This window comes from Acinetobacter sp. DMC2 (genome assembly GCF_056314305.1).
This window is the reverse complement of the sequence record NZ_JBQUYP010000001.1, coordinates 393,137-415,191: the sequence shown is the minus strand read 5'-3', so window position 1 is coordinate 415,191 and position 22,055 is coordinate 393,137. Positions and strand designations below refer to the sequence as shown.

19 protein-coding genes and 1 tRNA gene are annotated in these 22,055 nt (G+C 38.4%); 12 read left to right on the top strand and 8 right to left on the bottom strand.

Annotated features, from left to right (window positions below; genetic code table 11):
- Nucleotides 1-79 precede the first annotated feature (79 nt).
- The 3 genes from ACT53H_RS01980 to ACT53H_RS01970 all read left to right on the top strand — a co-directional run bounded on the left by ACT53H_RS01980 (nucleotide 80) and on the right by ACT53H_RS01970 (nucleotide 1,576).
- Nucleotides 80-153: transfer RNA gene (locus tag ACT53H_RS01980), tRNA-Trp, on the top strand.
- A gap of 459 nt (nucleotides 154-612) precedes the next feature.
- On the top strand, nucleotides 613-822 hold the full coding sequence (locus tag ACT53H_RS01975; protein ID WP_003650775.1) for a cold-shock protein: 210 nt from the start codon (nucleotides 613-615) through the stop codon (nucleotides 820-822).
- A gap of 283 nt (nucleotides 823-1,105) precedes the next feature.
- Nucleotides 1,106-1,576: an AnBLUF65 family BLUF photoreceptors gene (locus ACT53H_RS01970; RefSeq protein ID WP_151963190.1), complete on the top strand. Its 471-nt coding sequence runs from the start codon at nucleotides 1,106-1,108 to the stop codon at nucleotides 1,574-1,576.
- Here ACT53H_RS01970 and ACT53H_RS01965 read toward each other — a convergent pair.
- The 3 genes from ACT53H_RS01965 to ACT53H_RS01955 form a co-directional block, all read right to left on the bottom strand.
- Nucleotides 1,551-1,892: a hypothetical protein gene (locus ACT53H_RS01965; protein WP_353157387.1), complete on the bottom strand. Its 342-nt coding sequence runs from the start codon at nucleotides 1,890-1,892 to the stop codon at nucleotides 1,551-1,553. The two genes, ACT53H_RS01970 and ACT53H_RS01965, sit on opposite strands and share 26 nt — an antisense overlap.
- Nucleotides 1,893-2,439: 547 nt before the next feature.
- Nucleotides 2,440-3,801 carry an MATE family efflux transporter gene (locus ACT53H_RS01960; protein ID WP_476008485.1) on the bottom strand — a complete coding sequence of 454 codons (1,362 nt, stop codon included), beginning with the start codon at nucleotides 3,799-3,801 and terminating at the stop codon, nucleotides 2,440-2,442.
- A gap of 51 nt (nucleotides 3,802-3,852) precedes the next feature.
- A complete protein-coding gene (locus ACT53H_RS01955) occupies nucleotides 3,853-5,289 on the bottom strand; it encodes an efflux transporter outer membrane subunit (RefSeq protein WP_476008484.1) in 1,437 nt (478 codons plus the stop codon).
- A gap of 127 nt (nucleotides 5,290-5,416) precedes the next feature.
- Between ACT53H_RS01955 and ACT53H_RS01950 the strand changes: the two genes are divergently transcribed.
- The 4 genes from ACT53H_RS01950 (at nucleotide 5,417) to ACT53H_RS01935 (ending at nucleotide 11,149) form a co-directional block, all read left to right on the top strand.
- Entirely contained in the window at nucleotides 5,417-6,037 is a 621-nt protein-coding gene (locus tag ACT53H_RS01950; RefSeq protein ID WP_004791305.1) for a TetR/AcrR family transcriptional regulator, read from the top strand.
- A 79-nt stretch (nucleotides 6,038-6,116) separates the two neighbouring features.
- Nucleotides 6,117-7,241 (top strand): efflux RND transporter periplasmic adaptor subunit, encoded by a 1,125-nt coding sequence (locus ACT53H_RS01945; protein WP_476008483.1) that lies wholly within the window; start codon nucleotides 6,117-6,119, stop codon nucleotides 7,239-7,241.
- On the top strand, nucleotides 7,238-10,303 hold the full coding sequence (locus ACT53H_RS01940; protein ID WP_476008482.1) for an efflux RND transporter permease subunit: 3,066 nt from the start codon (nucleotides 7,238-7,240) through the stop codon (nucleotides 10,301-10,303). The genes ACT53H_RS01945 and ACT53H_RS01940 overlap by 4 nt, the downstream gene beginning before the upstream one ends.
- Nucleotides 10,304-10,342: 39 nt before the next feature.
- Nucleotides 10,343-11,149, top strand: a complete 807-nt coding sequence (locus ACT53H_RS01935) for an oxidoreductase (protein WP_353157400.1) — start codon at nucleotides 10,343-10,345, stop codon at nucleotides 11,147-11,149.
- A 209-nt stretch (nucleotides 11,150-11,358) separates the two neighbouring features.
- Here the strand turns inward: ACT53H_RS01935 and ACT53H_RS01930 are convergent, their stop codons facing one another.
- The gene (locus tag ACT53H_RS01930) at nucleotides 11,359-11,718 is read right to left on the bottom strand and encodes a winged helix-turn-helix transcriptional regulator (RefSeq protein WP_476008481.1); all 360 of its coding nucleotides are present in this window, start codon (nucleotides 11,716-11,718) and stop codon (nucleotides 11,359-11,361) included.
- Between the two features lie 127 nt (nucleotides 11,719-11,845).
- Here ACT53H_RS01930 and ACT53H_RS01925 point away from each other — a divergent pair, with 127 nt between their 5' ends.
- Nucleotides 11,846-12,703 (top strand): SDR family oxidoreductase, encoded by an 858-nt coding sequence (locus ACT53H_RS01925; RefSeq protein WP_476008480.1) that lies wholly within the window; start codon nucleotides 11,846-11,848, stop codon nucleotides 12,701-12,703.
- A 134-nt stretch (nucleotides 12,704-12,837) separates the two neighbouring features.
- Here the strand turns inward: ACT53H_RS01925 and ACT53H_RS01920 are convergent, their stop codons facing one another.
- On the bottom strand, nucleotides 12,838-13,314 hold the full coding sequence (locus ACT53H_RS01920; protein ID WP_476008686.1) for a hypothetical protein: 477 nt from the start codon (nucleotides 13,312-13,314) through the stop codon (nucleotides 12,838-12,840).
- A gap of 118 nt (nucleotides 13,315-13,432) precedes the next feature.
- On the bottom strand, nucleotides 13,433-14,518 hold the full coding sequence (locus tag ACT53H_RS01915; RefSeq protein WP_476008479.1) for a hypothetical protein: 1,086 nt from the start codon (nucleotides 14,516-14,518) through the stop codon (nucleotides 13,433-13,435).
- Between the two features lie 238 nt (nucleotides 14,519-14,756).
- Between ACT53H_RS01915 and ACT53H_RS01910 the strand changes: the two genes are divergently transcribed.
- Entirely contained in the window at nucleotides 14,757-15,392 is a 636-nt protein-coding gene (locus ACT53H_RS01910) for a TetR/AcrR family transcriptional regulator (RefSeq protein WP_004791317.1), read from the top strand.
- 73 nt (nucleotides 15,393-15,465) lie between these two features.
- On the opposite strand, the gene ACT53H_RS01905 is transcribed toward ACT53H_RS01910, so the two are convergent.
- Nucleotides 15,466-16,092: a TetR/AcrR family transcriptional regulator gene (locus ACT53H_RS01905; RefSeq protein WP_476008478.1), complete on the bottom strand. Its 627-nt coding sequence runs from the start codon at nucleotides 16,090-16,092 to the stop codon at nucleotides 15,466-15,468.
- A 232-nt stretch (nucleotides 16,093-16,324) separates the two neighbouring features.
- Between ACT53H_RS01905 and ACT53H_RS01900 the strand changes: the two genes are divergently transcribed.
- On the top strand, nucleotides 16,325-17,218 hold the full coding sequence (locus ACT53H_RS01900) for an NAD(P)/FAD-dependent oxidoreductase (protein WP_443273410.1): 894 nt from the start codon (nucleotides 16,325-16,327) through the stop codon (nucleotides 17,216-17,218).
- A gap of 14 nt (nucleotides 17,219-17,232) precedes the next feature.
- Here the strand turns inward: ACT53H_RS01900 and ACT53H_RS01895 are convergent, their stop codons facing one another.
- Nucleotides 17,233-18,384: an alpha/beta fold hydrolase gene (locus ACT53H_RS01895; protein WP_476008477.1), complete on the bottom strand. Its 1,152-nt coding sequence runs from the start codon at nucleotides 18,382-18,384 to the stop codon at nucleotides 17,233-17,235.
- 359 nt (nucleotides 18,385-18,743) lie between these two features.
- On the opposite strand from ACT53H_RS01895, the gene gltS reads away from it, so the two are divergent.
- A complete protein-coding gene (gltS, locus tag ACT53H_RS01890) occupies nucleotides 18,744-19,979 on the top strand; it encodes a sodium/glutamate symporter (protein ID WP_004791327.1) in 1,236 nt (411 codons plus the stop codon).
- 210 nt (nucleotides 19,980-20,189) lie between these two features.
- A complete protein-coding gene (locus tag ACT53H_RS01885; protein ID WP_476008476.1) occupies nucleotides 20,190-22,019 on the top strand; it encodes a monovalent cation:proton antiporter-2 (CPA2) family protein in 1,830 nt (609 codons plus the stop codon).
- The last annotated feature ends 36 nt before the right edge of the window (nucleotides 22,020-22,055 follow it).

The following is a 22,055-nucleotide window of genomic DNA, read 5'->3' as shown; positions in this document are numbered from 1 at the left end:
CGCCCCCACCATTAAAAGAAGCAAGACGATGTTCTTGCTTTTTTTATGATTAAATCATTAGTTATTTAATCATAAATATAGAGGATTGGTGTAATGGTAGCATGACGGTCTCCAAAACCGTTCGTCAAGGTTCGAGTCCTTGATCCTCTGCCAATGATTTAAAAATGAAGCTCCTGTTTAGGAGTTTTTTTTATTGCCTGAATTTCTAAAATTTAAATTATTTAAAGTCTTTTTTATATTTCTATTCAGTCATCTCATGCGTCCTAAGTGCTGATCTTTCTATTCTTCAATATTTTATCTAATTGGATGTAAGTAGTTGGTTAGGTAGGGAATATGCTAAGTTTTTAGTGACACTATTAAGTTATTGTTTTTGGGTTTTTTATTATAATTTATAAAATTTTTCTCATAAAAAGCTTGAATAGAAATTTATTTCATGTATCATGTTCTTAACTAGAAAAAAGTCTTGTTAGTAAATCTTCTTTAAAGTATCGTAGTTTTAGTCATAATCCTTCGTTTTTTAAGATCTTAACTCAATTTGTTATTCTTTTTTCAAAGTTATGTTAGTGTCATTATTAAATGATACTAAAATATTAGAAATCAGTAGGATATATCATGTCTAATACAGTAAGCGGTACAGTAAAATGGTTTAACGAAACTAAAGGTTTCGGTTTCATTCAACAAGACAATGGTCCAGACGTGTTTGCACACTTCAAAGAGATCTCTGGTTCAGGTTTCAAAACTTTGCACGAAGGTCAACGTGTAACGTTTACTGTTACTCAAGGTCAAAAAGGCCCAAATGCTGTAAATATTATTCCACAATAATATTTCAGTAAGAAAAAAAGCACTATTTAGTGCTTTTTTTTATTTTAGTCTTTAAAAGAAATTTAATTGTTCTTTTACAGGCTATAAAAGCCCTCTCACTAGAGGGCTTTTTTTGTTTTATATCTAATCATTTGTAAGTCTGATAACTTTCGTTATTCTCTTACCGGTGGTTTGTTTGGAATAGATATTAAGTGTAGGGATGAAATATGAATTATCAGGAAGAAATATATGTTAGATTGAAAAATCTTTAGTTAAAGAAATTTTATATTTCACGGAATTGTTAATGAACGTTCGCCTGTGTTATGCCAGTCAACGAAACGAAAAAAATGAAGATTTATTGCAAGATTTACGTGATATTTTAACAGAAGCTAGAAATTTTAATGATTTGAATCAAATTTGTGGTGTGCTCTATTATGCTGATAATGCTTTTTTTCAATGTTTAGAAGGCGAACAGGAGTTAGTGGAGCGATTATTTGAAAAAATTAAAGATGATCAAAGACACTACAATGTTAAATGGTTGTGTACATATTCCATCGAGAAGAACTTTTTTCAGCGTTGGTCAATGAAATATGTACAGCGTAATACAAATATTGAATCTTTCTTTTTAAATAGGGGAGAAACTAGTTTTAATCCCATTTGTCTTGATGAGAAAAATTTAAAAATTTTCTTAAATGAATTATTAAGTGCTGAACAAAGCAAAGTTAATGTGGTTAAGAAAGTAGGTATGGTTAAGCGTGGGGTGAACCCTTTTTAGCTATAATGCCGAAATGGATGGTCTTGAATTTAGGAATCATTTTGGTCATCACTAGATAGACAATGACTGAACTTGCGAGCATCCATATTACCTCTAGACTTTGACTAATTACAAACATTGCCCAGTAAAAAAAACTAAATAAGGCGAGACATATTCCGCTACCTTTGAAATACCAAGTAATAAATATTCCAAAAAGTGCTGAAGAGAGCAAAAGGTTAATCGTCTCGTTCATTCCAAGGTAGTTAAAGAAAATAATCATTAAGCATAAAGCTAACATTGATAGTAAATATACAAATATATTTTTTGCAATAAACATTCTCTATACCCTATCTGATGATTAAAAAAGATCTTTCCTCTGTTTCCAGAGGAAAGATAGTACATATTAATTTTTTGAGATTCTTTTTCTATTATTAAGAGTATTTATATTAATAAAGATAACGTTGCCGTTTCTCCAGATCTCTTCATTAATACTCAGCTTTCTATTTAATAGTAAAGAGTGCTTATATGTACTGAAATTAATTATAGGAAAAACAATTGTTTATGTTGTAAGTTTTAACTTACATGGTTGTGAGAAATTGCCTACATTTGTATAAAAAATAGACGAAATTTACAAAGCAATGTTGTTAAAAAAATTATATTTAACATATAGTTATTAGATTTTATTGTTAAGATAAGCTTTACATAAATAACAAAAAGCAACATGTGTTGTGAGGGAGGTATGTTTCTAAAAATAAAAGACATTAAGTTATTAAATGAATATTCAGTAAAAGTTATTTTAAGAAATTATAAAAACAAGTAATTATTAATATGAAAAATTAATAATTAAGAAGATCCAATAATCCTCTTTTAAACTGAATACGATTTCATCTATGTATAAAATTTGCCAAGCAGGCTACTAAACCAAATATCAAAGCACTGACTCCAATAATTTGAAAGAAGATTGATAAACTTGCATTAAAATATAAGACAGAGATACTTCCAATAACAGCAGCAATGATCATTCTGATCGTACCTGCTAAAAGAGGGCCTAATAATCGTTTTGAACCTTGGCCTGCAAAATAAAGTGCCATACCAATACCTATCGCACCATAAAAAGGTGCAACATGCTGCAAGTAATTTGTTCCAGTCTGAAGAACAGATGGATCATGACTAAAAAAGCCAAGCCAAATGGAAGGAAAAATACTAAAGAAAAGTCCTATTGAACCAGTAATAAGAAACGTAATGAAAACACCGATCCATGTTATGCGGTGTGCTCTTTGAAATTGTCCAGCTCCATAATTAATACCAACCATGGTCATAATTGCTGAACCGATACCGAACATAAGTGGAACTTGTATGTAGTCTAATCGAGACGCAATACCGTACCCAGCAATTGCATCAGATCCAAATTGACCAACTAAGGTAGTTATGAGGACAACAGTTAAATTGAGTTGAATTATTCCAATAGCGGATAGTGAACCAATACCAAGAATATCTTTGAACAACTTAAAATTGATGGGTTTGATCGATAATTTGATAATACTATGCGTTGTTCGCATGTGCTTAATTAAGCATATGATGGCAAAAATATAATAACTTAATACAGCGAGTCCAGCTCCGGCTACGCCAAATGAAGGAATGAATCCCCAGCCAAAAATGAAAATAGGTGATAGAGGTAAAAGTAGCACTCCACCTAGAAGTGTTATGCGAGCTGGGGTTTTTGTATCACCTGCACCGCGTAAAGCTGCTGAGAGTAAGGCCACAGCCCATATGAGAGGTGAACCAATAAAAATAATATTGGAATATTTTAGAGCGGCGTTCAAAGCTAAGCCCGTAACCCCCATTAAGTGGTAGATCATGGGGGCAGCGCTGAGCATAACAATACTAAAAATTCCTCCCAAAAGGCCAGCAAGAATGACACCATGCCAGACAAGGGAGTGGACATCTTCTGATTGACCTGCTCCAGAAGCTCGAGCAATTGCTGAGGCTAAACCTCCACCAAATCCGCCATTTGCTAGCATTTGCATGAGCATAAGAATGGGGAACACAACGGCTACACCCGCCATTACATTAGTTCCCAGAGAACTGACAAAATATGTCTCTAGTAATCCAATTAATGTTTGTACGAGCAGAACAGCTATGGTTGGTAACGCCAGTTTCAGCATTACTTGGATAATTGGACCGCTTAAGATGGCATGATTTAAATCGGGTGTACCTAAAGACTGGCGTACGGATTGTTTTCGCATAACAGATTCTCGTTTTATGAATTACGTGCCTACCACTGCAATAGGGTTGTCTTAAAACTTTTGAGGTTGCCAGCCGCCACCTAATGATTTATAAACTGCGACAGCTGCAAGTGCTGAATCAGTTTGTGCTTGAAGTTTTCTATCTGAAAATTGCAAAGCATTTGAATGTGCTTGTAATACTTCTATTCGACTGTTAATCCCTTTTTGATAGGCGATTAAAGCGATTTTCTGTGCATGCTTTAATGCATTTTCTCCATCTTGAAGAGCCATTAACTGTTCTTGTTGTTTGGACAAAGTTGATAATGAGTTTTCTACATCTTCCGCTGCATGTAAGACTGCTAATTGGTAGGCTGCAAGCTTTTCGGCTTCTTGTCCCTTAGCTAAGCGAATTTCTGCATTAATTCGACCAAAATCAAATAAGCGCCAACGCAAACCTAATAAACCAGCAGCTTGATTTGCACCACTTGAAAATAAGTTTCCACTTGCTGTGGTTGCACTACCTATCAAACCGCCTAAAGAGACCTTTGGGTAATATTCTGCAATCGCACTGCCAATGCGTGCATTTGAAGCTGCCAATTGTCTTTCAGCCATGATGAGATCTGGTCGTCTACGTAAAAGATCACGAGGTGTTCCGGTTTCTGTAATCTGAGGAATAACGGGAATTGGTTTTACTTCTGCTAGTTCTGCTCGGTGAGTTCCTGGTACGGTTCCAAGCATAACGTCGAGGGCATTCATGGCAATGTCTAGATTCATTCCAAGAGCAGGAACAACAGCTTGAACTTGGGCGACATTCGCTTTAGCTTGTTTGACCTGAAATTCGGAAGCTAATCCTTTGCTGTATAAAAGATTAATCGTTGAAAGGAGTTGTTGTTGGGTTTGTAATTGTTGATGGGCAATGTCTAATCGAGATTGCAAGCCGCGAATATTAATGTAGATATTGGCAGTTTGAGCTGCGACCATTAAACGGACGGCTGAAGCTCCTGCGTTTGAAGACTGATAATTTGCAAGAGCAGCTTCACGATCTCTGCGAAGGCCTCCAAAAATATCTAACTCCCAAGTTGCACTTAAATTTGCATCATAAGAACGACCATGTCGGTCAAAATCTGGCATTGAATTTAAAACTTGTCCCAACGGTGTTTCAACAGATTGATAAACTTTAGCTGCTTGTGCGCCAACAGTACCTATTGGTTGTAAAGAAGCATTAGCTGCCGATAATCCAGCCTGAGCTTGAGTTAATCGAGTATATGCTTGGGTCAGATCAAGATTTTGTTTTAATGCTAATGTGACATATCGAGTCATTTGAGGATCGTTAAAACTTTGCCACCATACGGCAATATCTGTTTTGCTATTGTCATTTGATGAGTTTAAGGGTGTGCCAAGGTATTGCTCGGGTAGAAATATATGAGGGCGTTTATAATTAGGACCTACGGTACACGAAGTAAGAGTACTTACGATGATGGGTAGGAGAACGATAGATCTAGATAACATATTTCCCCCGTGACGAGATTTTGAACAATAGTTTGATTGTGACTATAATACAAATTGGTCACTAGTTGTCAATATCATTTCGCAAGAGTTAAACTGCCACTTTCAGATAAAGGTTTAAATTGAAAATATGAGTAAAGAAAAAAGTAGTTATCCTGTTTCAAAGCGAGGACCAGAAGATCATGATGTAAGAGATCAAATCCTGAGTGCCGCTACAGAGCATTTCAGCCGATATGGGTATGAGAAAACTACAGTTTCTGATCTCGCAAAATCTATAGGTTTTTCTAAAGCTTATATTTATAAATTTTTTGAATCTAAACAGGCAATTGGCGAAATGATTTGCGCCAATTGTGTGCGCGGTATTGAAGAAGAAGTGAATGCTGCAATTAGTGAGGCTGAGTATCCTCCTGAAAAGCTAAGAGTTTTATTTAAAGCAATTGTTGAAGCAAGTCTTCGTTTATTTACCCAAGATCGTAAGCTTTATGAAATTGCAGCTTCGGCTGCCTCTGAAAAATGGGATGTTACAATCGCTTATGAAAATCGAATTCTTAAAGTAGTACAGAACATTATTCAAGAAGGCCGTCAATCTGGTGATTTTGAAAGAAAAACGCCAATTGATGAAGCAGTTAAAGCAATTTATTTAGTGCTGAGACCTTATCTTCACCCACTCCTTTTACAACATAGTATTTCATATAACACCGATGCTCCTCTCTTGCTTTCTAGTCTTGTACTGAGAAGTTTATCGCCATAATAGATTTGTGACTATTGACTAAATTGGTCACTTGATTAAAAATGAGTCTCCTGATTAATTTCTTAAGGGGGGCTCAAATATGCTTTATCGTCGCCTTATTCCGTTTACAGCAATATGTATATTTCCTTTTTTCTTGCTCGGTTGTGCTGAAAATACGCAATCTGACCCCCGTACTTTGGCGCCTTTAGTACGAGTCGCAACTGTACAAGATGAAATCACTTCTGATTCAAGAGCATTCACAGGCACGATAGGGGCACGGGTAGAAAGTGATCTGGGTTTTCGTGTCTCTGGTAAAGTCATCAAACGATTTGTTGAAGCAGGGCAGACGGTAAAGCGCGGTCAGTTACTGATGCGTATTGATCCGGTCGATTTAGAACTTGCAGCCAAAGCCCAGCAGGAAGCTGTGGGTGCAGCCAGAGCCCGAGCTGAACAAGCAGAGAAAGATGAAGCCCGATATCGTGATTTGCGTGGAAGCGGGGCTATATCTGCTTCTGCCTATGATCAGATTAAAGCGGCAGCGGATACGGCGAGAGCGCAGCTCAGTTCGACTCAAGCTCAAGCTAGGGTTGCATTAAACGTGAGTCATTATGCCGATTTAATTGCGGATGGTGATGGTACGATTATGGAAACACTGGTTGAACCCGGTCAGGTTGTCAGTGCGGGTCAAACAGTCATTCGCTTAGCTCATTCTGGTCAAAGGGAAGCAATCATTCAGCTTCCAGAGACATTACGTCCCACAATAGGGGCTATTGGTCAAGCTACACTCTTTGGTAAAGAAAATATAAGTGTCCCAGCTAAACTTAGACAGTTATCAAATACAGCAGATCAACTCACTCGTACTTTTGAGGCACGTTTCGTCTTAGAAGGTGATTTAGCAAATGCTCCTTTAGGTTCAACGGTTACTGTACGTATTGCTAATCAAAATCAGAGTTCACAACATTTTTTACAAGTGCCAGTCGGTTCCTTACTTGATAAGGGTAAGGGAGCTGGAGTCTGGGTAATTAATGGAAAAACTCAGAAAGTAACGTGGCGTCCAGTTGTTGTTAAACAGCTTGATGATGAATATGCCTATGTCACTGGCAATATTCAAAGTGGAGATCGAATTGTTGCTTTAGGTGCGCATTTGCTTCGAGAAGGTGAATTGGTACGTATTGCGTCACAAGCGAGTCATCCTTCAGTTGGAAATGAAGGGGACCACTCATGAGTGAGAAAGGTTTTAACTTATCAGCCCTTGCTGTACGTGAACGCGGTATCACGTTATTTCTGATTTTTTTGATTTCAATTGCAGGCATCGTTGCTTTTTTCAAGTTAGGTCGAGCCGAAGATCCAGCTTTTACAGTGAAGGTGATGACCATTGTGACGGCTTGGCCAGGGGCAACTGCTCAAGAGATGCAAGATCAAGTTGCTGAAAAAATCGAAAAACGTATGCAAGAGCTACGTTGGTACGATCGAACAGAAACCTATACCAGACCAGGCTTAGCTTTTACGACACTGACTTTACTTGATAGTACGCCACCATCACAGGTTCAGGAGGAATTTTATCAAGCAAGGAAGAAAGTAAATGACGAGATGGGTAACTTACCTGCTGGTGTAATTGGACCACTCGTTAATGATGAATATGCAGATGTAACTTTTGCTTTATATTCATTAAAGGCAAAAAATGAAGCGCAAAGATTATTAGTACGTGATGCAGAAACAATTCGACAGCAGTTACTTCATGTACCGGGCGTAAAAAAAGTCAACATTATTGGTGAACAATCTGAGCGTATCTATATTGAATTTTCGCATGAGCGCTTGGCGACACTTGGTGTAAATCCACAAGATGTCTTTGCTGCGCTGAATAATCAGAATGTGCTTACACCCGCGGGTTCAATTGAAACCAAAGGTCCTCAAGTTTTTGTCAGATTAGATGGTGCTTTTGACAAGTTACAAAAAATTCGTGACACCCCGATAACGGCTCAAGGTCGCACCTTGAAATTGTCAGATATTGCGACGGTTAAACGCGGCACTGAAGATCCTGCAACATTCATGATTCGTAATGGTGGAGAGCCAACCTTACTGTTGGGCGTGGTGATGCGCGAAGGATGGAATGGATTAGATCTTGGTAAATCATTAGAGAAAGAAGTTGGTTCCATCAACGAAGATTTACCTCTTGGCATCAGTTTAAACAAAGTAACTGATCAAGCGGTCAATATTAGCTCATCGGTAGATGAGTTCATGATTAAGTTCTTTGCAGCATTACTTGTGGTTATGTTTGTAAGCTTTATTAGCATGGGATGGCGCGTTGGTGTCGTGGTTGCTATGGCTGTACCACTCACATTAGCTATTGTTTTTGTAGTGATGTTAGCAACGGGTAAAAACTTTGACCGAATTACACTTGGCTCTCTTATTCTTGCTTTAGGGCTTTTAGTTGACGATGCCATTATTGCGATTGAAATGATGGTCGTAAAAATGGAAGAGGGCTTTAGTCGTGTTGCAGCCTCCGCCTACGCATGGAGTCATACAGCAGCACCAATGCTTTCTGGAACATTAGTCACCGCTGTTGGGTTTATGCCAAATGGTTTTGCTCGATCTAGTGCGGGTGAATATACCAGCAATATGTTTTGGATTGTTGGTATTGCACTGATTGCTTCATGGATTGTTGCAGTAGTTTTCACTCCTTACTTGGGTGTGAAAATGTTGCCTGATTTTAAAAAGATTGAAGGCGGCCATACTGCAATTTATGACACACCACGATATAACCATTTCCGTCAAATTCTTGAACGTGTGATTGCACGTAAATGGCTTGTTGCAGGCAGTGTTATCGGGTTATTTGTTTTAGCCGTAGGCGGAATGGCATTGGTGAAAAAACAATTTTTCCCAATCTCGGACCGACCTGAAGTGCTTGTTGAAGTACAGATGCCTTATGGTACATCGATTACACAAACAAGTGCCGCGACAGCAAAAGTTGAAACTTGGTTATCTAAGCAACATGAAGCAAAAATTGTGACATCGTATATTGGTCAAGGTGCGCCACGTTTTTATTTTTCGATGGGGCCAGAGTTACCAGATCCAGCCTTTGCCAAGATTGTGGTACGAACTGACAATCAAGAAGAACGTGAAGCGTTAAAACACCGTTTAAGACAAGCTATTTCAAATGGGCTTGCGACTGAGGCGCAGCTACGTGTAACACAACTTGTGTTTGGACCCTATTCGCCATATCCAGTGGCTTACCGAGTTTCAGGCCCAGATCCAGAAAAATTACGTGCGATTGCAGCTCAGGTTCACCAAGTTATGAATGCTAGCCCAATGATGCGAACTGTAAATACAGATTGGGGAACTCGTGTACCAGCTTTGCATTTCACATTGGAACAAGATCGTCTACAAGCAGTTGGTCTTACATCAAGTTCAGTTGCACAGCAATTACAGTTTTTGTTAACGGGTATTCCAATTACATCTGTACGTGAAGATATTCGTACAGTGCAAGTGATTGCTCGTTCAGCAGGCGATATAAGACTAGACCCTGCAAAAATTGGTGATTTCACACTGATAGGAGCAAATGGACAGCGTATTCCTTTAGCACAAATTGGCAAAATTGAAGTACGGATGGAAGAACCTGTCATCCGCCGTCGAGATCGGGTGCCAACAATGACCGTTCGTGGAGATATTGCTGAAGGATTACAACCACCAGATGTATCAACTGCAATTACCAAACAGCTTCAACCAGTCATTAAAGATTTACCAAAGGGTTATCAGATTGTAGAGGCGGGTTCCATTGAAGAGTCTGGTAAAGCCACTAAAGCCATGCTTCCTATTTTTCCGATCATGTTAGCCATGACTCTACTCATTATCATTCTTCAAGTGAGGTCTATTGCTGCAATGATTATGGTGTTTTTAACCAGCCCGTTGGGATTAATAGGTGTAGTACCAACGCTTCTGTTATTTCAGCAGCCCTTTGGCATTAATGCATTAGTCGGGTTGATTGCATTATCTGGAATTTTGATGCGTAACACGCTCATCTTAATTGGACAGATTCAGCAAAACAAAGAAGCTGGGCTTGATCCGTTGAATGCAGTGGTTGAGGCCACAGTACAACGCGCCAGACCTGTAATTTTGACAGCTTTAGCAGCTATTTTAGCTTTCATTCCTCTGACTCACTCTGTGTTTTGGGGAACGCTTGCTTACACACTCATTGGCGGAACGCTTGCAGGAACCATTTTGACTTTGGTTTTCCTGCCAGCAATGTATTCGATCTGGTTCAAGATCGGGGCTAAACCAGCAGTTTAATGATCAAATTTTCAAAATTAAAAAGTTATTGGAGTTCATATGTCAAACTCAAAAGTGGTTGTAATTACAGGTGTTTCATCTGGTATTGGGCAAGTGACGGCAGAAAAATTTGCTAAACTCGGCCATAAAGTTTTCGGTACAGTCAGAAATAAAGTCAAAGCTCAACCTATAGAAGGCGTTGAGCTTGTTGAGATGGATGTGTCAGATGAAGACTCTGTCCAACTCGGGATTCATTCTATTATTGATAAAGCTGGGCATATTGATATTTTGGTTAATAATGCTGGAGCAAGCTTAATTGGTGCAGTAGAGGAGACCTCGATAAAAGAAGCAGAATTTTTATTTAACACCAATGTATTTAGCATTCTTCGTACCACACAAGCGGTATTGCCTTATATGCGAATACAGCATTATGGAAGAATTATAAATGTTAGTTCAGTATTGGGTTTCTTACCTTCACCGTATATGGGGTTATATTCGGCTAGTAAACATGCGGTTGAAGGATTGTCTGAGTCTTTAGATCATGAGCTTCGCCAATTTGGCATTCGTGTATCCATTGTTCAGCCTTCATTTACTAAAACCAATTTAGATAAGAATGCACCCGTAGCAAGTACAAAAATTCCTGAATATGACAATGAGCGTGATCTCGCTACTCGTGCAGTATTGAAACAGATTGATCAAGCACCTCAGCCTGATAGTGTTGCTGATACAATTGTTACCTCGGCACTCAGTGATTGGCAAATGCGCCATACACCTTCTGGGCAAGCATCTTTGTTAAGTAAGTTGCGTCGATTTATGCCGAGTGGCCCAGTTGATAAAAGCATTAGAAAGACTTTTGGTTTAAAGTAAACTTTAAGTTATTTTAAAAGATCTAAATAATTTTTTTATTTAGATCTTTTCTTATAAAAAAGTAATCTAGTCACTTGGATAAGCTTAAAGATTAGTATTTTTACGTCTACGGAACTGATAAGTTAAATATTTACGACTAATAAATAGTCACAAAAAGTGGTGAAGGGAGCAGTGTAAAACCTGAATACAATAATCTGTCTATTTTCAATTCAGTTTTGAACTATGTCTTTACTAGGCTGATTTTCTAATAATTCGGATAAATTATTTTCTAGCCAAGTGGTTAAATCAAAGAGTCGTTCAGAAGCTTCTCGTCCAAAATCTGTTAATTGATAATCTACACGAGGCGGTATTTCCGCATAATCCTGACGTAAGACAAAACCATCTTTCTCAAGTGTTTTTAAGGTTTGTGCCAACATCTTTTCACTAATGCCATCAATAACCTTTTTTAACTCATGAAAACGCAGACGTTTATCTCGAAGTGCAACTAAAATCAACACACTCCAGCGGCTAGTGAGTGTTAACAAAATTTTTCGAGAGGGACAATCTGCTGAAAAAACGTATCCTTTCATGGCTCATCACCTTAATTACAAAACATTACATTTGTTTCAAAGCTTACTTTTAAGTAAGTACTTACTTTTAGTAAGTTAAAGTACTACGATCATTGAAAGATATCAACTACATCAGATGGAGATCATCATGCGTATTGCAGTTACTGGTGCATCAGGTCAACTCGGCCAACTCGTTATTTCCCAATTACTCGAAAGAACTGAGGCAAAAAATATTGTCGCATTAGTGCGTAATCCAGAAAAATTATCAGATTTAATTTCAAAAGGAATCGAAGTTCGTGCTTTTGATTATGCTCAAAACGCAGATGAACTTTCAGTTCAATTGGCAGGTGTCGATAAGCTTTTATTAATCTCATCGAGTGAAGTTGGTCAACGGACAGTACAACACCAAAATGTGATTAATGCAGCAAAACTTGCAAACGTAAAATTTATTGCTTACACAAGTTTATTAAAAGCAGATACATCACCGCTTCTATTAGCGCAAGAACATGTTGAAACTGAACAATATTTAAAAAAATCTGATGTTACATATGCATTATTACGGAATAACTGGTACAGCGAAAACTATGCAATGGGGCTGGCACAAGCAGTTGAACAGGGCAAAATTTTCGGAGCAACTCATCACGGCAAGATTGCTTCTGCTTCACGTTTAGATTATGCGACTGCTGCCGCTATGGTATTAACTCAAGAAGGGCATGAGAATAAAGTTTATGAACTTGCTGGTGATACAAGTTATAACCTTGATGATGTAGCAAAATGGACAAGTGAAATCAGTAAAAAAGAGGTAACTTACCAAGATTTATCGGAAGAGGAATATAAGGCGCTTTTGATACAAGTAGGTCTATCAGAAGGTTTTGCGAGTATATTAGCGAACTCAGATGAAGGCGTATCTAAAGATGCTTTATATAGTGATAGCAAAGACCTACACCAGTTAATTGGTCGCGCCACTACAAGTATGCAAGAAACTATTAAAGAATTTTTATCTTAAGTTGGCGCTATAGTTCTTATCTAAGAAAGGCTTAAATTTTATGATTTAGGCCTTTTGCATATTTTAATAAATGAAAGAAATCATTTTATTTTAATGGAGAGTCTAGAAAAGAATTTATTTACCCATAATCTTAGTTATCTAAGAATTAAGAACTTATTTGTAGTGAAATTTTGAATAAATAAAGATTTTTTAAGCGGGCAGATCAGCGCTTTTTTGTTCATGATTCCATAAATTAAATATACATATTCTTGCGACGAGCCAACTAGTGCAAAGAACTGGTTTTGATGATCAATACCAATCAGTATTTCATTACTTAAATTTAAAAAATCAAAGGGCGATGCATTTTTTTTCGCCTCAATAGGTACATTAAAATATTCAAAAGTTTTTTTGATATCAAGTAATGAGTAATAAAAATCTTTTGAGCTTTTAATAGTTTGTAAGGAAATGGCAATATGGTCTACCTCTATTTGTTGATTGTGTTTTGTAGCAATTGCTGAAGCAATAATAAAAGCGATATTTGACGTCGTATCTGACTTTATCGAGCCCACTTTAAGCTTGGAGACAGAGTTGTGAATATTGTCAGGTATATTTTTAACAGAAGCTGAGCACATATTTATTGACCTATAGACTGTGGTAGCTTGGGTTGTATTCAGCCCTGCTAATAATGATATAAAAATGATGAGTTTTTTTAATTTAAGCATCATATAAATGTTTTTATGCGATTTTTACTTAGCAAAACTTTAAGTTTCCGTAGCAGTTTTTAATGCCTACCTGTCCAGAGTCGATAGGATTAATAATCAATTCTCGGCCAACTAACCCTCCTAATGCTTCCCCAAGTCCTACATCAATCCGCTGTTGTGTTTCGATATCAGTGAGTAAAACTTTCGGTAAGGAAAGCCACCATCCAGGTTGAGCAGCTACAGTATTTTCGAAGCTACCAGAACTTATTTTTTGCCACTGGATAGCTTGCTTTTGTAAAGACAGTGATGTGTCACTAGTAGGAATTGTTCCTGCTGTATCTTGGGCGAGTAAAATTTCATGAAAACCAGAAAGAGGATAATCTTTTAATGTGGCATTACTTAGAGTTAAACCTAAAGGTAGATCTAAGATACCTAATAGTCTTAGTGGACCAGTTTTAGCGACTACATTATCTAGCGTTGCTGATGTAGCACGGTTAAGAATAAGCGGTTTGTTATAATCATTAATATGTGCTTCTGTAGAGATCAATCCATTTTCAATGACTACATTCTTCAGAACGGTATTCGTAAGCGTTAAATTCAAATCCCCAGATAAAGAGTTAATTCCTCCTGTGTCATCAGCTAATGTTGTTAAATCTGTATTTGATCCCAATCCAAGTTTGCCTAATATGCCTAATGCCCCAAGGCGAAAGCCAACAATTTCTCGAGTAGAAGCCTTGTCCGGCGATTTAATAGCAAACTCGATAAAAGGATTAGTAATAACGGCATCTGATTCTGCATAGCTACCATTTACGGGGAGGACCCCTGCTAAGCTAATATTTTCAATATCAATGTCGCAACCTACTCCTTTAACTCCACCGCAACCTAACTGTAAACGTTTAATATTTGCATTTAACTCTACTTGTGCTTCCATTCCGAGACGATAAAAACCTACATCTGTATTTGGATTACCATTTTGATTAGCTGCAATATTGGTTAGATTAAATAAGGCTTGACCAGTTACACTCGCTAAACTTTTATCATTTAAGGCATAGAGTTCGGCGTTTACAAGAGAACTGACCAACATTAATGGTATTGTAAATAAGAAAGCCTGTTTTATACTTCTGAGATTATTCATATCAGTTCCTTTGCTTAAAGATGATTAGACTCAAAAGAAAGCTAAAAATTTACTTTATGAGTCCAAGCTCTTTTGCCTTACAGCCTTATTGTTTAAGTGCGACTTTTAGGTAATTGTTTTGTTTAAGCATTTTTACTGAACAAAATAGGATTTATTCTCTTTGGAGGATAAAACTACAAGCAAAAGCATAATGTGTTCAGTGCCCACATTATGCTTATAGTATGTGCGCGGTGTCAACATGTCTTTAAAGCAATCAGAAAACTTAAGTCAAAAATCAAATTATCATCATGGAAATGTACGTGAAGAATTATTAAATGCAGGGCTGGTTCATTTAGAAAATAATGATGCAGAAAGTCTAAGTTTTAGGGAAATGGCAAGGCAAATTGGCGTAAGTGCTAACGCGGTATATCGACATTTCGAAAGCAAAGATAGCTTTCTGGCTGCATTAGCCGCAAAAGGATTCCAACTTTTACAAGAAGAACAAAATCAGGCTATACAAATGGCTGATTCTCAAATTCAAGCATTAAAAATATTTGGTTTAACATATATAGATTTTGCAAAAAATCATCGGAATCTCTTTGCTTTGATGTTTAATCCTGACTTACAAAAAAATGAAATACCCGAGTTAAAAGAGGCCGCAGACAGTACATATGCTCGGTTGCAAAGCTTAACGGCTTCAATTTTGGGTGTAAGCGAAAATGATACTCAAGTTGAAGTATTAGCGATGTTATGTTGTAGTCTAGTACATGGACTATCTCATCTTTTACTGGAAGGGCGTTTAGCTGAATCTGAAGAAAAGGCTAATAATTTAGTTTTATTAATTATGAATTATGCTACAGGTTTACTAGCTTCTTCGGCAGAGATAAAGTCTTAATTTATTCTATATCTGAAGTCTAAAAAAACAGCCTAGATTTTACTAGGCTTCATAAATCACGACCACGTAGTGATTACCTATGCGCGGCCATGAACATGGCGACGGCTGATTTGCAATAGGATTCGATTTCGTTATCGTCGTTTGCTTTGGTTTCATCGAAGCGTGCAATCATCAAGAGATTACATCCTTTAAAAAGCGCGGCAAACATTCGCGCAGATTGATGAGGATTAGGCACGTTCAGAAGCGCTTTTGTATGTAATTGACACAGCATGGCCTCGATTTGGGCAATGATATGGGTAGGGCCAGCTTCATAATGGAGTTTGCTTAATGATTTTTGATTTGTTTTGTCGGCTACAATCATAGCCTCGACACTGCGAACATCTGAGCTTAACAATGTACGCAGTAGAGATGATCCCACAGCCATAAGCTGTTCTTCGGCCGAACCTTGGATTCCTTCAAAAAGAGTTTGTGGTGCAAATTGTTGGCATCGGGCTAATATTGCTGAGCTGAAAAGGGCTTCCTTGTTCTCAAAGTGCCGATAGATACTGAGTTTCGATATCTTTGCTTTTTGGGCGACTTTGTCCAATGTTGCTGCTTGAAAACCCAATTCGACAAAAAGTTCATACGCAGCATCGACTATCGTTTGGGCTAATGCTTGATTTACTGGCCGACCGCGCTGACTTCTTTTTTCTTCGCTCACAACAATTACAGTCCTTGACAGTATCTTAAATAATGAATTAGGATACCACTAAGTATCCAAAATGTGCAAACCATAGGCTAGGTATTAACTCATTATATCCTGCAAGTGTGGTTCGTCCTGCAATAGCCAATGCAGTATCGTCCAGTGGACAACACAGTGATGGGTGATTTTTTCTGCAATTCCCAAGAGTTTTCATTAGCTAATTATTTGATTTACATTGGAGCCTATCACTATGGATGACGTCATTATTATAGGCGGTAGCTTTGCTGGTCTTGCCGCCGCTTTGCAACTTGGTCGTGCTCGTCGCAAGGTCACCGTTCTTGACACGGGTCTGCCGCGTAACCGCTTCGCTGGCCATTCACATGGTCTTCTTGGCCATGATCATAAGCCACCACTAGAAATCTTAGCTGAGGCACGTCAGCAGTTAGAGCGTTATCCAACTATTAAGTTAGTCAAGGCTCAGGCCGACAGCATTTCTGGCTCTATCGATAATTTCTCTGTCCATACTAGCGATGGCAAAAGCTTGGGCGCACGCCGTCTAATCTTAAGTTATGGTGTTGTTGACCAAATGCCTGATGTTTCTGGTTTTGCAGAAAATTGGGGTGCTTCCATCGTACCTTGCCCATATTGTGATGGCTTTGAAGTCGCTGAACAGCATTGGGGACTGATTTGGTCTGGTCCAAAGTCCCACAATTATGTACGTTTGTACCATGACTGGACGAGTGTATTATCAGTCTTTCCAGATGGTCATGATATCTCACCTGATATTCGTGCCGATCTCGCACGTCGCAATGTAAATATCATCGACGGTCGGATCGTTCAAATTGCCCGTAATGAAGGGCGCACTGTAACTGTATACCTTGATAACGATCATAAGGTTACGGTTGATATCTTGTTCGCTCATCCGAGTACCAAACCGTCCGCACGGTTACATGAATCACTAGGCCTTGCTACAGTCGATACACCTTTTGGTATTGCTCTTAAGGTTGACGAGCGTCGCGAAACCTCTATGCCTGGTATCTATGCTGCTGGTGATCTCGCTAACCCTGCCATGGCATCAGTCACCATGGCATCATCACAAGGTGCAATAGCAGGTATCTCAGCTCAACAATCTATGTTGGTATAAGGCGCAGATTCCTTTTAATCTGAACGTTTAGCTAACCAATTACTCATTTCTGGCCAAACCGCAGTAGGGGCTTGGCTTCCAGAAACCACACCCATATGACCACCTGGAACGACTTTAAAGGTTTTGTCTTGGCTGCTAATTAAATCCATGAGTGGCTTAACAGCATCGGCGGTCACAATAATATCTGTGCTGCCACCCACTGCGAGTACAGAACATTCAATATCTTTTAGATAGGCTGTAAGTTCACCGAATTTAATTACGCCATTGGATAGTTCATTATCAATCCAGAAACGAAGGATAATGTCACGCATGACACCGCCCGGATAGGCCAGCATATTATCGATAAATGAACTTGAGGTTGCATGGTCGACAATAAATTCTCGGTTATCAAGATTCTTGAAAAGTTCCCAATATGTTTTCAAATTTCCAATCGGGTCCGTTAATTTAAAACCTAGCGTATTTTGCCAGCCATGAATGTGAAATGCTTCACTTGGCACATGGTGACGAATGCGAAATGGTGTATGTTTACGAACCCATTCGGCAGGTTTAGTCAGACTGCCGTAGAGTTTCCCCATATAACCCGCTTTATGGGTATCGATAGGGGAAGCGAGAATAATTAGATTCTTAATATCTTTATCTTTAAATAATGCGGTATAGCAGAGTGAAAGTGCACCGCCTAAGCTCCAGCCATGTAAAGACAGCTGTTGCTGACCACTGTGCTCGCGAACCTGCTTTAGCATTTGAGGCATAAAGACTTTAATGTAGGTGCCGAAATTGTATTTTGCTTGGTGTCGGGTTGGCACACCCCAGTCAATTAAATAGACATCAAACCCTTGTGCCAAAAAGAAGCGTACAAAACTGCGAGTTGGAAACAGATCATAAATGAGCATGTTCACTGCTAATGGCGGAACAATTACTAAAGGAACGCGGTGTTTAGGTGTAGATGTGTCGGTCTCATTTCTATAATGGCGTAAGCTAATAATTTCATGCTTATAGATCACGTCAAAAGGTGTTTTTCCTGACAAGGCAATTTCAGGACCTCTAAAAAATAGATCCGATGCATTGATCAGCATGTGAGGCAGTTTTTGGCCCGCACGTGTCTGAAGAGATTTTTTAATAGACTGTAGCTGAGGAACGTTCTGACGAATTTTAAGCAATAAACTCATTGAATATAAAACCTATAAAAATGTTGCCCAGAGCGATAAGGAGCTGGTCTTTTCAGGGATATTAAAGGGAATGAGTTCTAAGTTCAGTGACCCAAAAGACAGTATTTTCTGCTTAAGGTATCAAAGGTTAATTATTTATATTTAAGAATGACTTTATTTAAGGTTTTGAAATTAATAGTAAAATTATTTTTATCTAAATTTTTATATAAAATATTTAAGAAATTAAGCTTTTTTTAAGAATAATAAAAGTTTATTGGTAGAGTAATTTTGTAAAGTTTGTTTGTGTTTTTTTTACATATGAAAAAATAAAATATAATTATTTTACAATCGATTAGGAATTTAATTAGAAAGTAGCATATATGGAATTTGTTTTTAATGGTTTTTATACACTAATTTCGGCGGTTATCGTCTTGTTGTTAGGCCGCTTTCTTGTTAATCGGATTAATTTTTTACAGCGCTATAATATTCCCGAACCTGTAGCAGGTGGTTTGGTGGCTGCGGTCATTTCGCTACTTGTCCATACATTATGGGGATATAGCGTTGTCTTCAGTAGTGAGTTGCAAACCAGCTTTATGCTTGTCTTCTTTGCTTCAATTGGTTTAAGCGCCAATTTTATGAAGCTTAAAGAAGGTGGTATGGCTTTGGTTATCTTCTTAGTTTGTGTAGCTTCTTTTATTGTAGTACAAGACGCGGTAGGCATGAGTCTTGCGACTTTGCTTGGTCTTGACCCATTAATTGGCTTAATTGCTGGTTCAATTACCTTAACAGGTGGTCATGGTACAGCAGGAGCTTGGGGAGAAATTTTAGAAACTCAGCATGGTATTCAAGGTGCTCTAGCTTTAGGAATGGCGAGTGCAACTTTTGGTTTAATTATTGGCGGTGTGATAGGTGGACCGTTAGCGAAACTGCTTATCAACCGTTACAGTCTGGCTCAACCAAAAACCAATAATGAAATTCATTACAGAGACACGCATGTTGAGCAAAATTCGGATGACCTTGCACCGTTTGAAAACCCTCATCAAGTTCGTTTAATTACTGCCGATAATGCAATTACTACACTAGGTATGTTTGCAGCATGTTTGGCGTTTGCTGAATTTATGACGGGTTTTAGTAAGGGGACTTGGTTTGAGTTACCAACTTTTGTTTGGGCACTCGGCGGCGGCGTAATCTTAAGAAATATTTTAGAAAGCGTGTTGAAAATTGATATTTTTGACCGTGCGATTGATGTGTTTGGTAATGCATCTTTGTCTCTTTATTTAGCAATGGCATTGCTTTCTTTAAAACTTTGGCAACTGGCTGACTTAGCTGGGCCGCTTGTGGTTATTTTAGGTGCTCAAACACTTACCATGGCTTTATATGCAGCGTTTGTAACTTTCCGCGTGATGGGCAAAAACTACGATGCAGCAGTACTAGCAGCAGGCCATTGTGGTTTTGGTATGGGAGCAACGCCAACAGCAGTTGCAAATATGCAGGCGATTACCAACATGTATGGTCCATCGCATAAGGCATTTTTAATTGTTCCGCTTTGTGGTGCATTCTTTGTCGATTTAATTAATGCAACGGTTATTCAGCTCATGTTGAAATTCGTTGTTTAATCAAAAAAAGCCCGTAAGGGCTTTTTTTATGAGTGCTTAATTATGAACCTTAAAAATAGAGATATATTTTGTTCATATGGATACTCTAAATTTTAATTTTCGGACGATTAAAGTCATTGTATTTTTAGGATGCTTTTTCTCAAAACTAATAATCGCCCTCAAATCTACTTTCACATAGAATAAATTGCTGATAAATAAAATGAGAAATGTATGAGCTCAGAAGCACATTCAATTAGCTTGGTTGCCCCCGTAGTTTTATTGGCAGCAGCTGTTATTGCAGTCCCTATTTTTAAACGTATTGGCTTGGGCTCAGTATTAGGTTATTTAATTGCGGGTCTGATTATTGGCCCATTCGGGTTTGCTTTTTTTCAAGATTCTGCCGCGATTTTGCACATTGCCGAGTTGGGAATTGTGATGTATCTATTTGTGATTGGTTTGGAAATGCAACCCTCACATTTATGGAGTCTTAGACGCGAAATTTTTGGCTTAGGCACACTACAGATCATCATTTGTGCGCTGGCTTTGACTGGCGTTGGGCTGTTATTTGGCTTCACGTGGCAAGTGGCTTTTATTGGTGCGGCAGGGTTTGTATTAACCTCGACTGCGATTGTGATGCAGTTATTGGGCGATCGCGGTGATTTGACCCAACCTCGTGGGCAAAAAATTGTAGCCATCTTACTTTTTGAAGATTTATTGATTGTTCCATTACTGGCTATTGTCGCTTTTATGGCACCGAATCATGTAGTTGAAAGCACATCGGTACGTTTGGAAAATATAGGAATTGGTTTAATCGCAATTGCAGGTCTTATTGCAGCAGGTTATTGGTTACTTAATCCATTATTTAGACTCTTGGCTGCCGCTAAAGCACGAGAAGTCATGACTGCCGCCGCACTATTGGTGGTGTTGGGTGCAGCGTTACTCATGCAAGTGAGCGGATTGTCTATGGCGATGGGTGCTTTCTTGGCGGGTGTGCTTTTATCTGAGTCGACCTTTAGACATCAAATTGAAGCGGATATTGAACCATTCCGAGGAATCTTGCTGGGCCTGTTTTTCCTTGGTGTTGGCATGTCACTGGATTTATCAGTGGTTGAGCAAAACTGGCAACTGATTGTGAGCGGTGTAATTGCCCTGATGTTTGCCAAAGCGCTCATGATTTATATTGTCGCCAGAGTAACGAAAAGTCCTCATACTGAAGCGTTGGATCGTGCCTTACTTATGGCTCAGGGTGGAGAGTTTGCCTTTGTACTTTTCTCTGCCGCGTTAAGTGCACAAGTTATTGATAGTACCGTTAAATCTAATCTGACTGCTATTGTGGTACTTTCGATGGTATTGACCCCAATTGTTGGTATTCTTTTTAAACGTTTTACTCAAACTAAAGTGGATGTTTCATTAGAAAACGTCAATATTGCCGAGGGTTTAAGCGGTAGTGTTTTAATGATTGGATTCGGACGCTTTGGTCAGGTCACCAGTCAATTGTTGTTAGCACGAGGTGTCGATGTCACCATTATTGATAATAATACCGACATGATTCAAAACGCCGAAAAATTTGGTTTTAAAATTTATTATGGCGATGGTTGTCGCCTAGATATTTTACATGCTTCTGGTGCTGCAACTGCACAGGCAATTGTGGTGTGTGTCGACAGTAAAGACACCACCAATAGAATTGTAGAGTTAGTTACCCATGAATTTCCTTTAGCAAAATTATTAGTCCGTTCGTATGACCGTGAGCACTCACTGCATTTAGTCAAACAAAAAGTGGACTTTATGATTCGCGAAACCTTTGAATCTGCGATTAAGTTTGGCGAAATTATTTTACAAGAACTTGGCGTAGATGAAGACGAAGTAATAAGAATTAGCGACGAAATTCGAGATCTGGATAATGAGCGTTTTGAAACTGAAATTGCAGCAGATGATGTATACGCTGGAGTTGGTTTGCAATATACACATGCTCATCATCCAAGACCAACAGCACCGTTAATTCGACCAAAAAGAGAAGGGCAGATTTTAAATAAAGAAGATAGCTCAGATAGCGATTCTTGATATGTATAAAGTTCAGTAGAAGCCTTTTAAGAAGAA

Coding starts and splice junctions, on each gene's coding strand:
- ACT53H_RS01900 (WP_443273410.1), top strand. CDS start 16,325: ATGGATGACGTCATTATTATAGGCGGTAGCTTTGCTGGTCTTGCCGCC.
- ACT53H_RS01950 (WP_004791305.1), top strand. CDS start 5,417: ATGAGTAAAGAAAAAAGTAGTTATCCTGTTTCAAAGCGAGGACCAGAA.
- ACT53H_RS01895 (WP_476008477.1), bottom strand. CDS start 18,384: ATGAGTTTATTGCTTAAAATTCGTCAGAACGTTCCTCAGCTACAGTCT.
- ACT53H_RS01965 (WP_353157387.1), bottom strand. CDS start 1,892: ATGTTTATTGCAAAAAATATATTTGTATATTTACTATCAATGTTAGCT.
- ACT53H_RS01915 (WP_476008479.1), bottom strand. CDS start 14,518: ATGAATAATCTCAGAAGTATAAAACAGGCTTTCTTATTTACAATACCA.
- gltS (WP_004791327.1), top strand. CDS start 18,744: ATGGAATTTGTTTTTAATGGTTTTTATACACTAATTTCGGCGGTTATC.
- ACT53H_RS01925 (WP_476008480.1), top strand. CDS start 11,846: ATGCGTATTGCAGTTACTGGTGCATCAGGTCAACTCGGCCAACTCGTT.
- ACT53H_RS01910 (WP_004791317.1), top strand. CDS start 14,757: ATGTCTTTAAAGCAATCAGAAAACTTAAGTCAAAAATCAAATTATCAT.
- ACT53H_RS01920 (WP_476008686.1), bottom strand. CDS start 13,314: ATGTGCTCAGCTTCTGTTAAAAATATACCTGACAATATTCACAACTCT.
- ACT53H_RS01935 (WP_353157400.1), top strand. CDS start 10,343: ATGTCAAACTCAAAAGTGGTTGTAATTACAGGTGTTTCATCTGGTATT.
- ACT53H_RS01885 (WP_476008476.1), top strand. CDS start 20,190: ATGAGCTCAGAAGCACATTCAATTAGCTTGGTTGCCCCCGTAGTTTTA.
- ACT53H_RS01960 (WP_476008485.1), bottom strand. CDS start 3,801: ATGCGAAAACAATCCGTACGCCAGTCTTTAGGTACACCCGATTTAAAT.
- ACT53H_RS01930 (WP_476008481.1), bottom strand. CDS start 11,718: ATGAAAGGATACGTTTTTTCAGCAGATTGTCCCTCTCGAAAAATTTTG.
- ACT53H_RS01955 (WP_476008484.1), bottom strand. CDS start 5,289: ATGTTATCTAGATCTATCGTTCTCCTACCCATCATCGTAAGTACTCTT.
- ACT53H_RS01975 (WP_003650775.1), top strand. CDS start 613: ATGTCTAATACAGTAAGCGGTACAGTAAAATGGTTTAACGAAACTAAA.
- ACT53H_RS01970 (WP_151963190.1), top strand. CDS start 1,106: ATGAACGTTCGCCTGTGTTATGCCAGTCAACGAAACGAAAAAAATGAA.
- ACT53H_RS01940 (WP_476008482.1), top strand. CDS start 7,238: ATGAGTGAGAAAGGTTTTAACTTATCAGCCCTTGCTGTACGTGAACGC.
- ACT53H_RS01945 (WP_476008483.1), top strand. CDS start 6,117: ATGCTTTATCGTCGCCTTATTCCGTTTACAGCAATATGTATATTTCCT.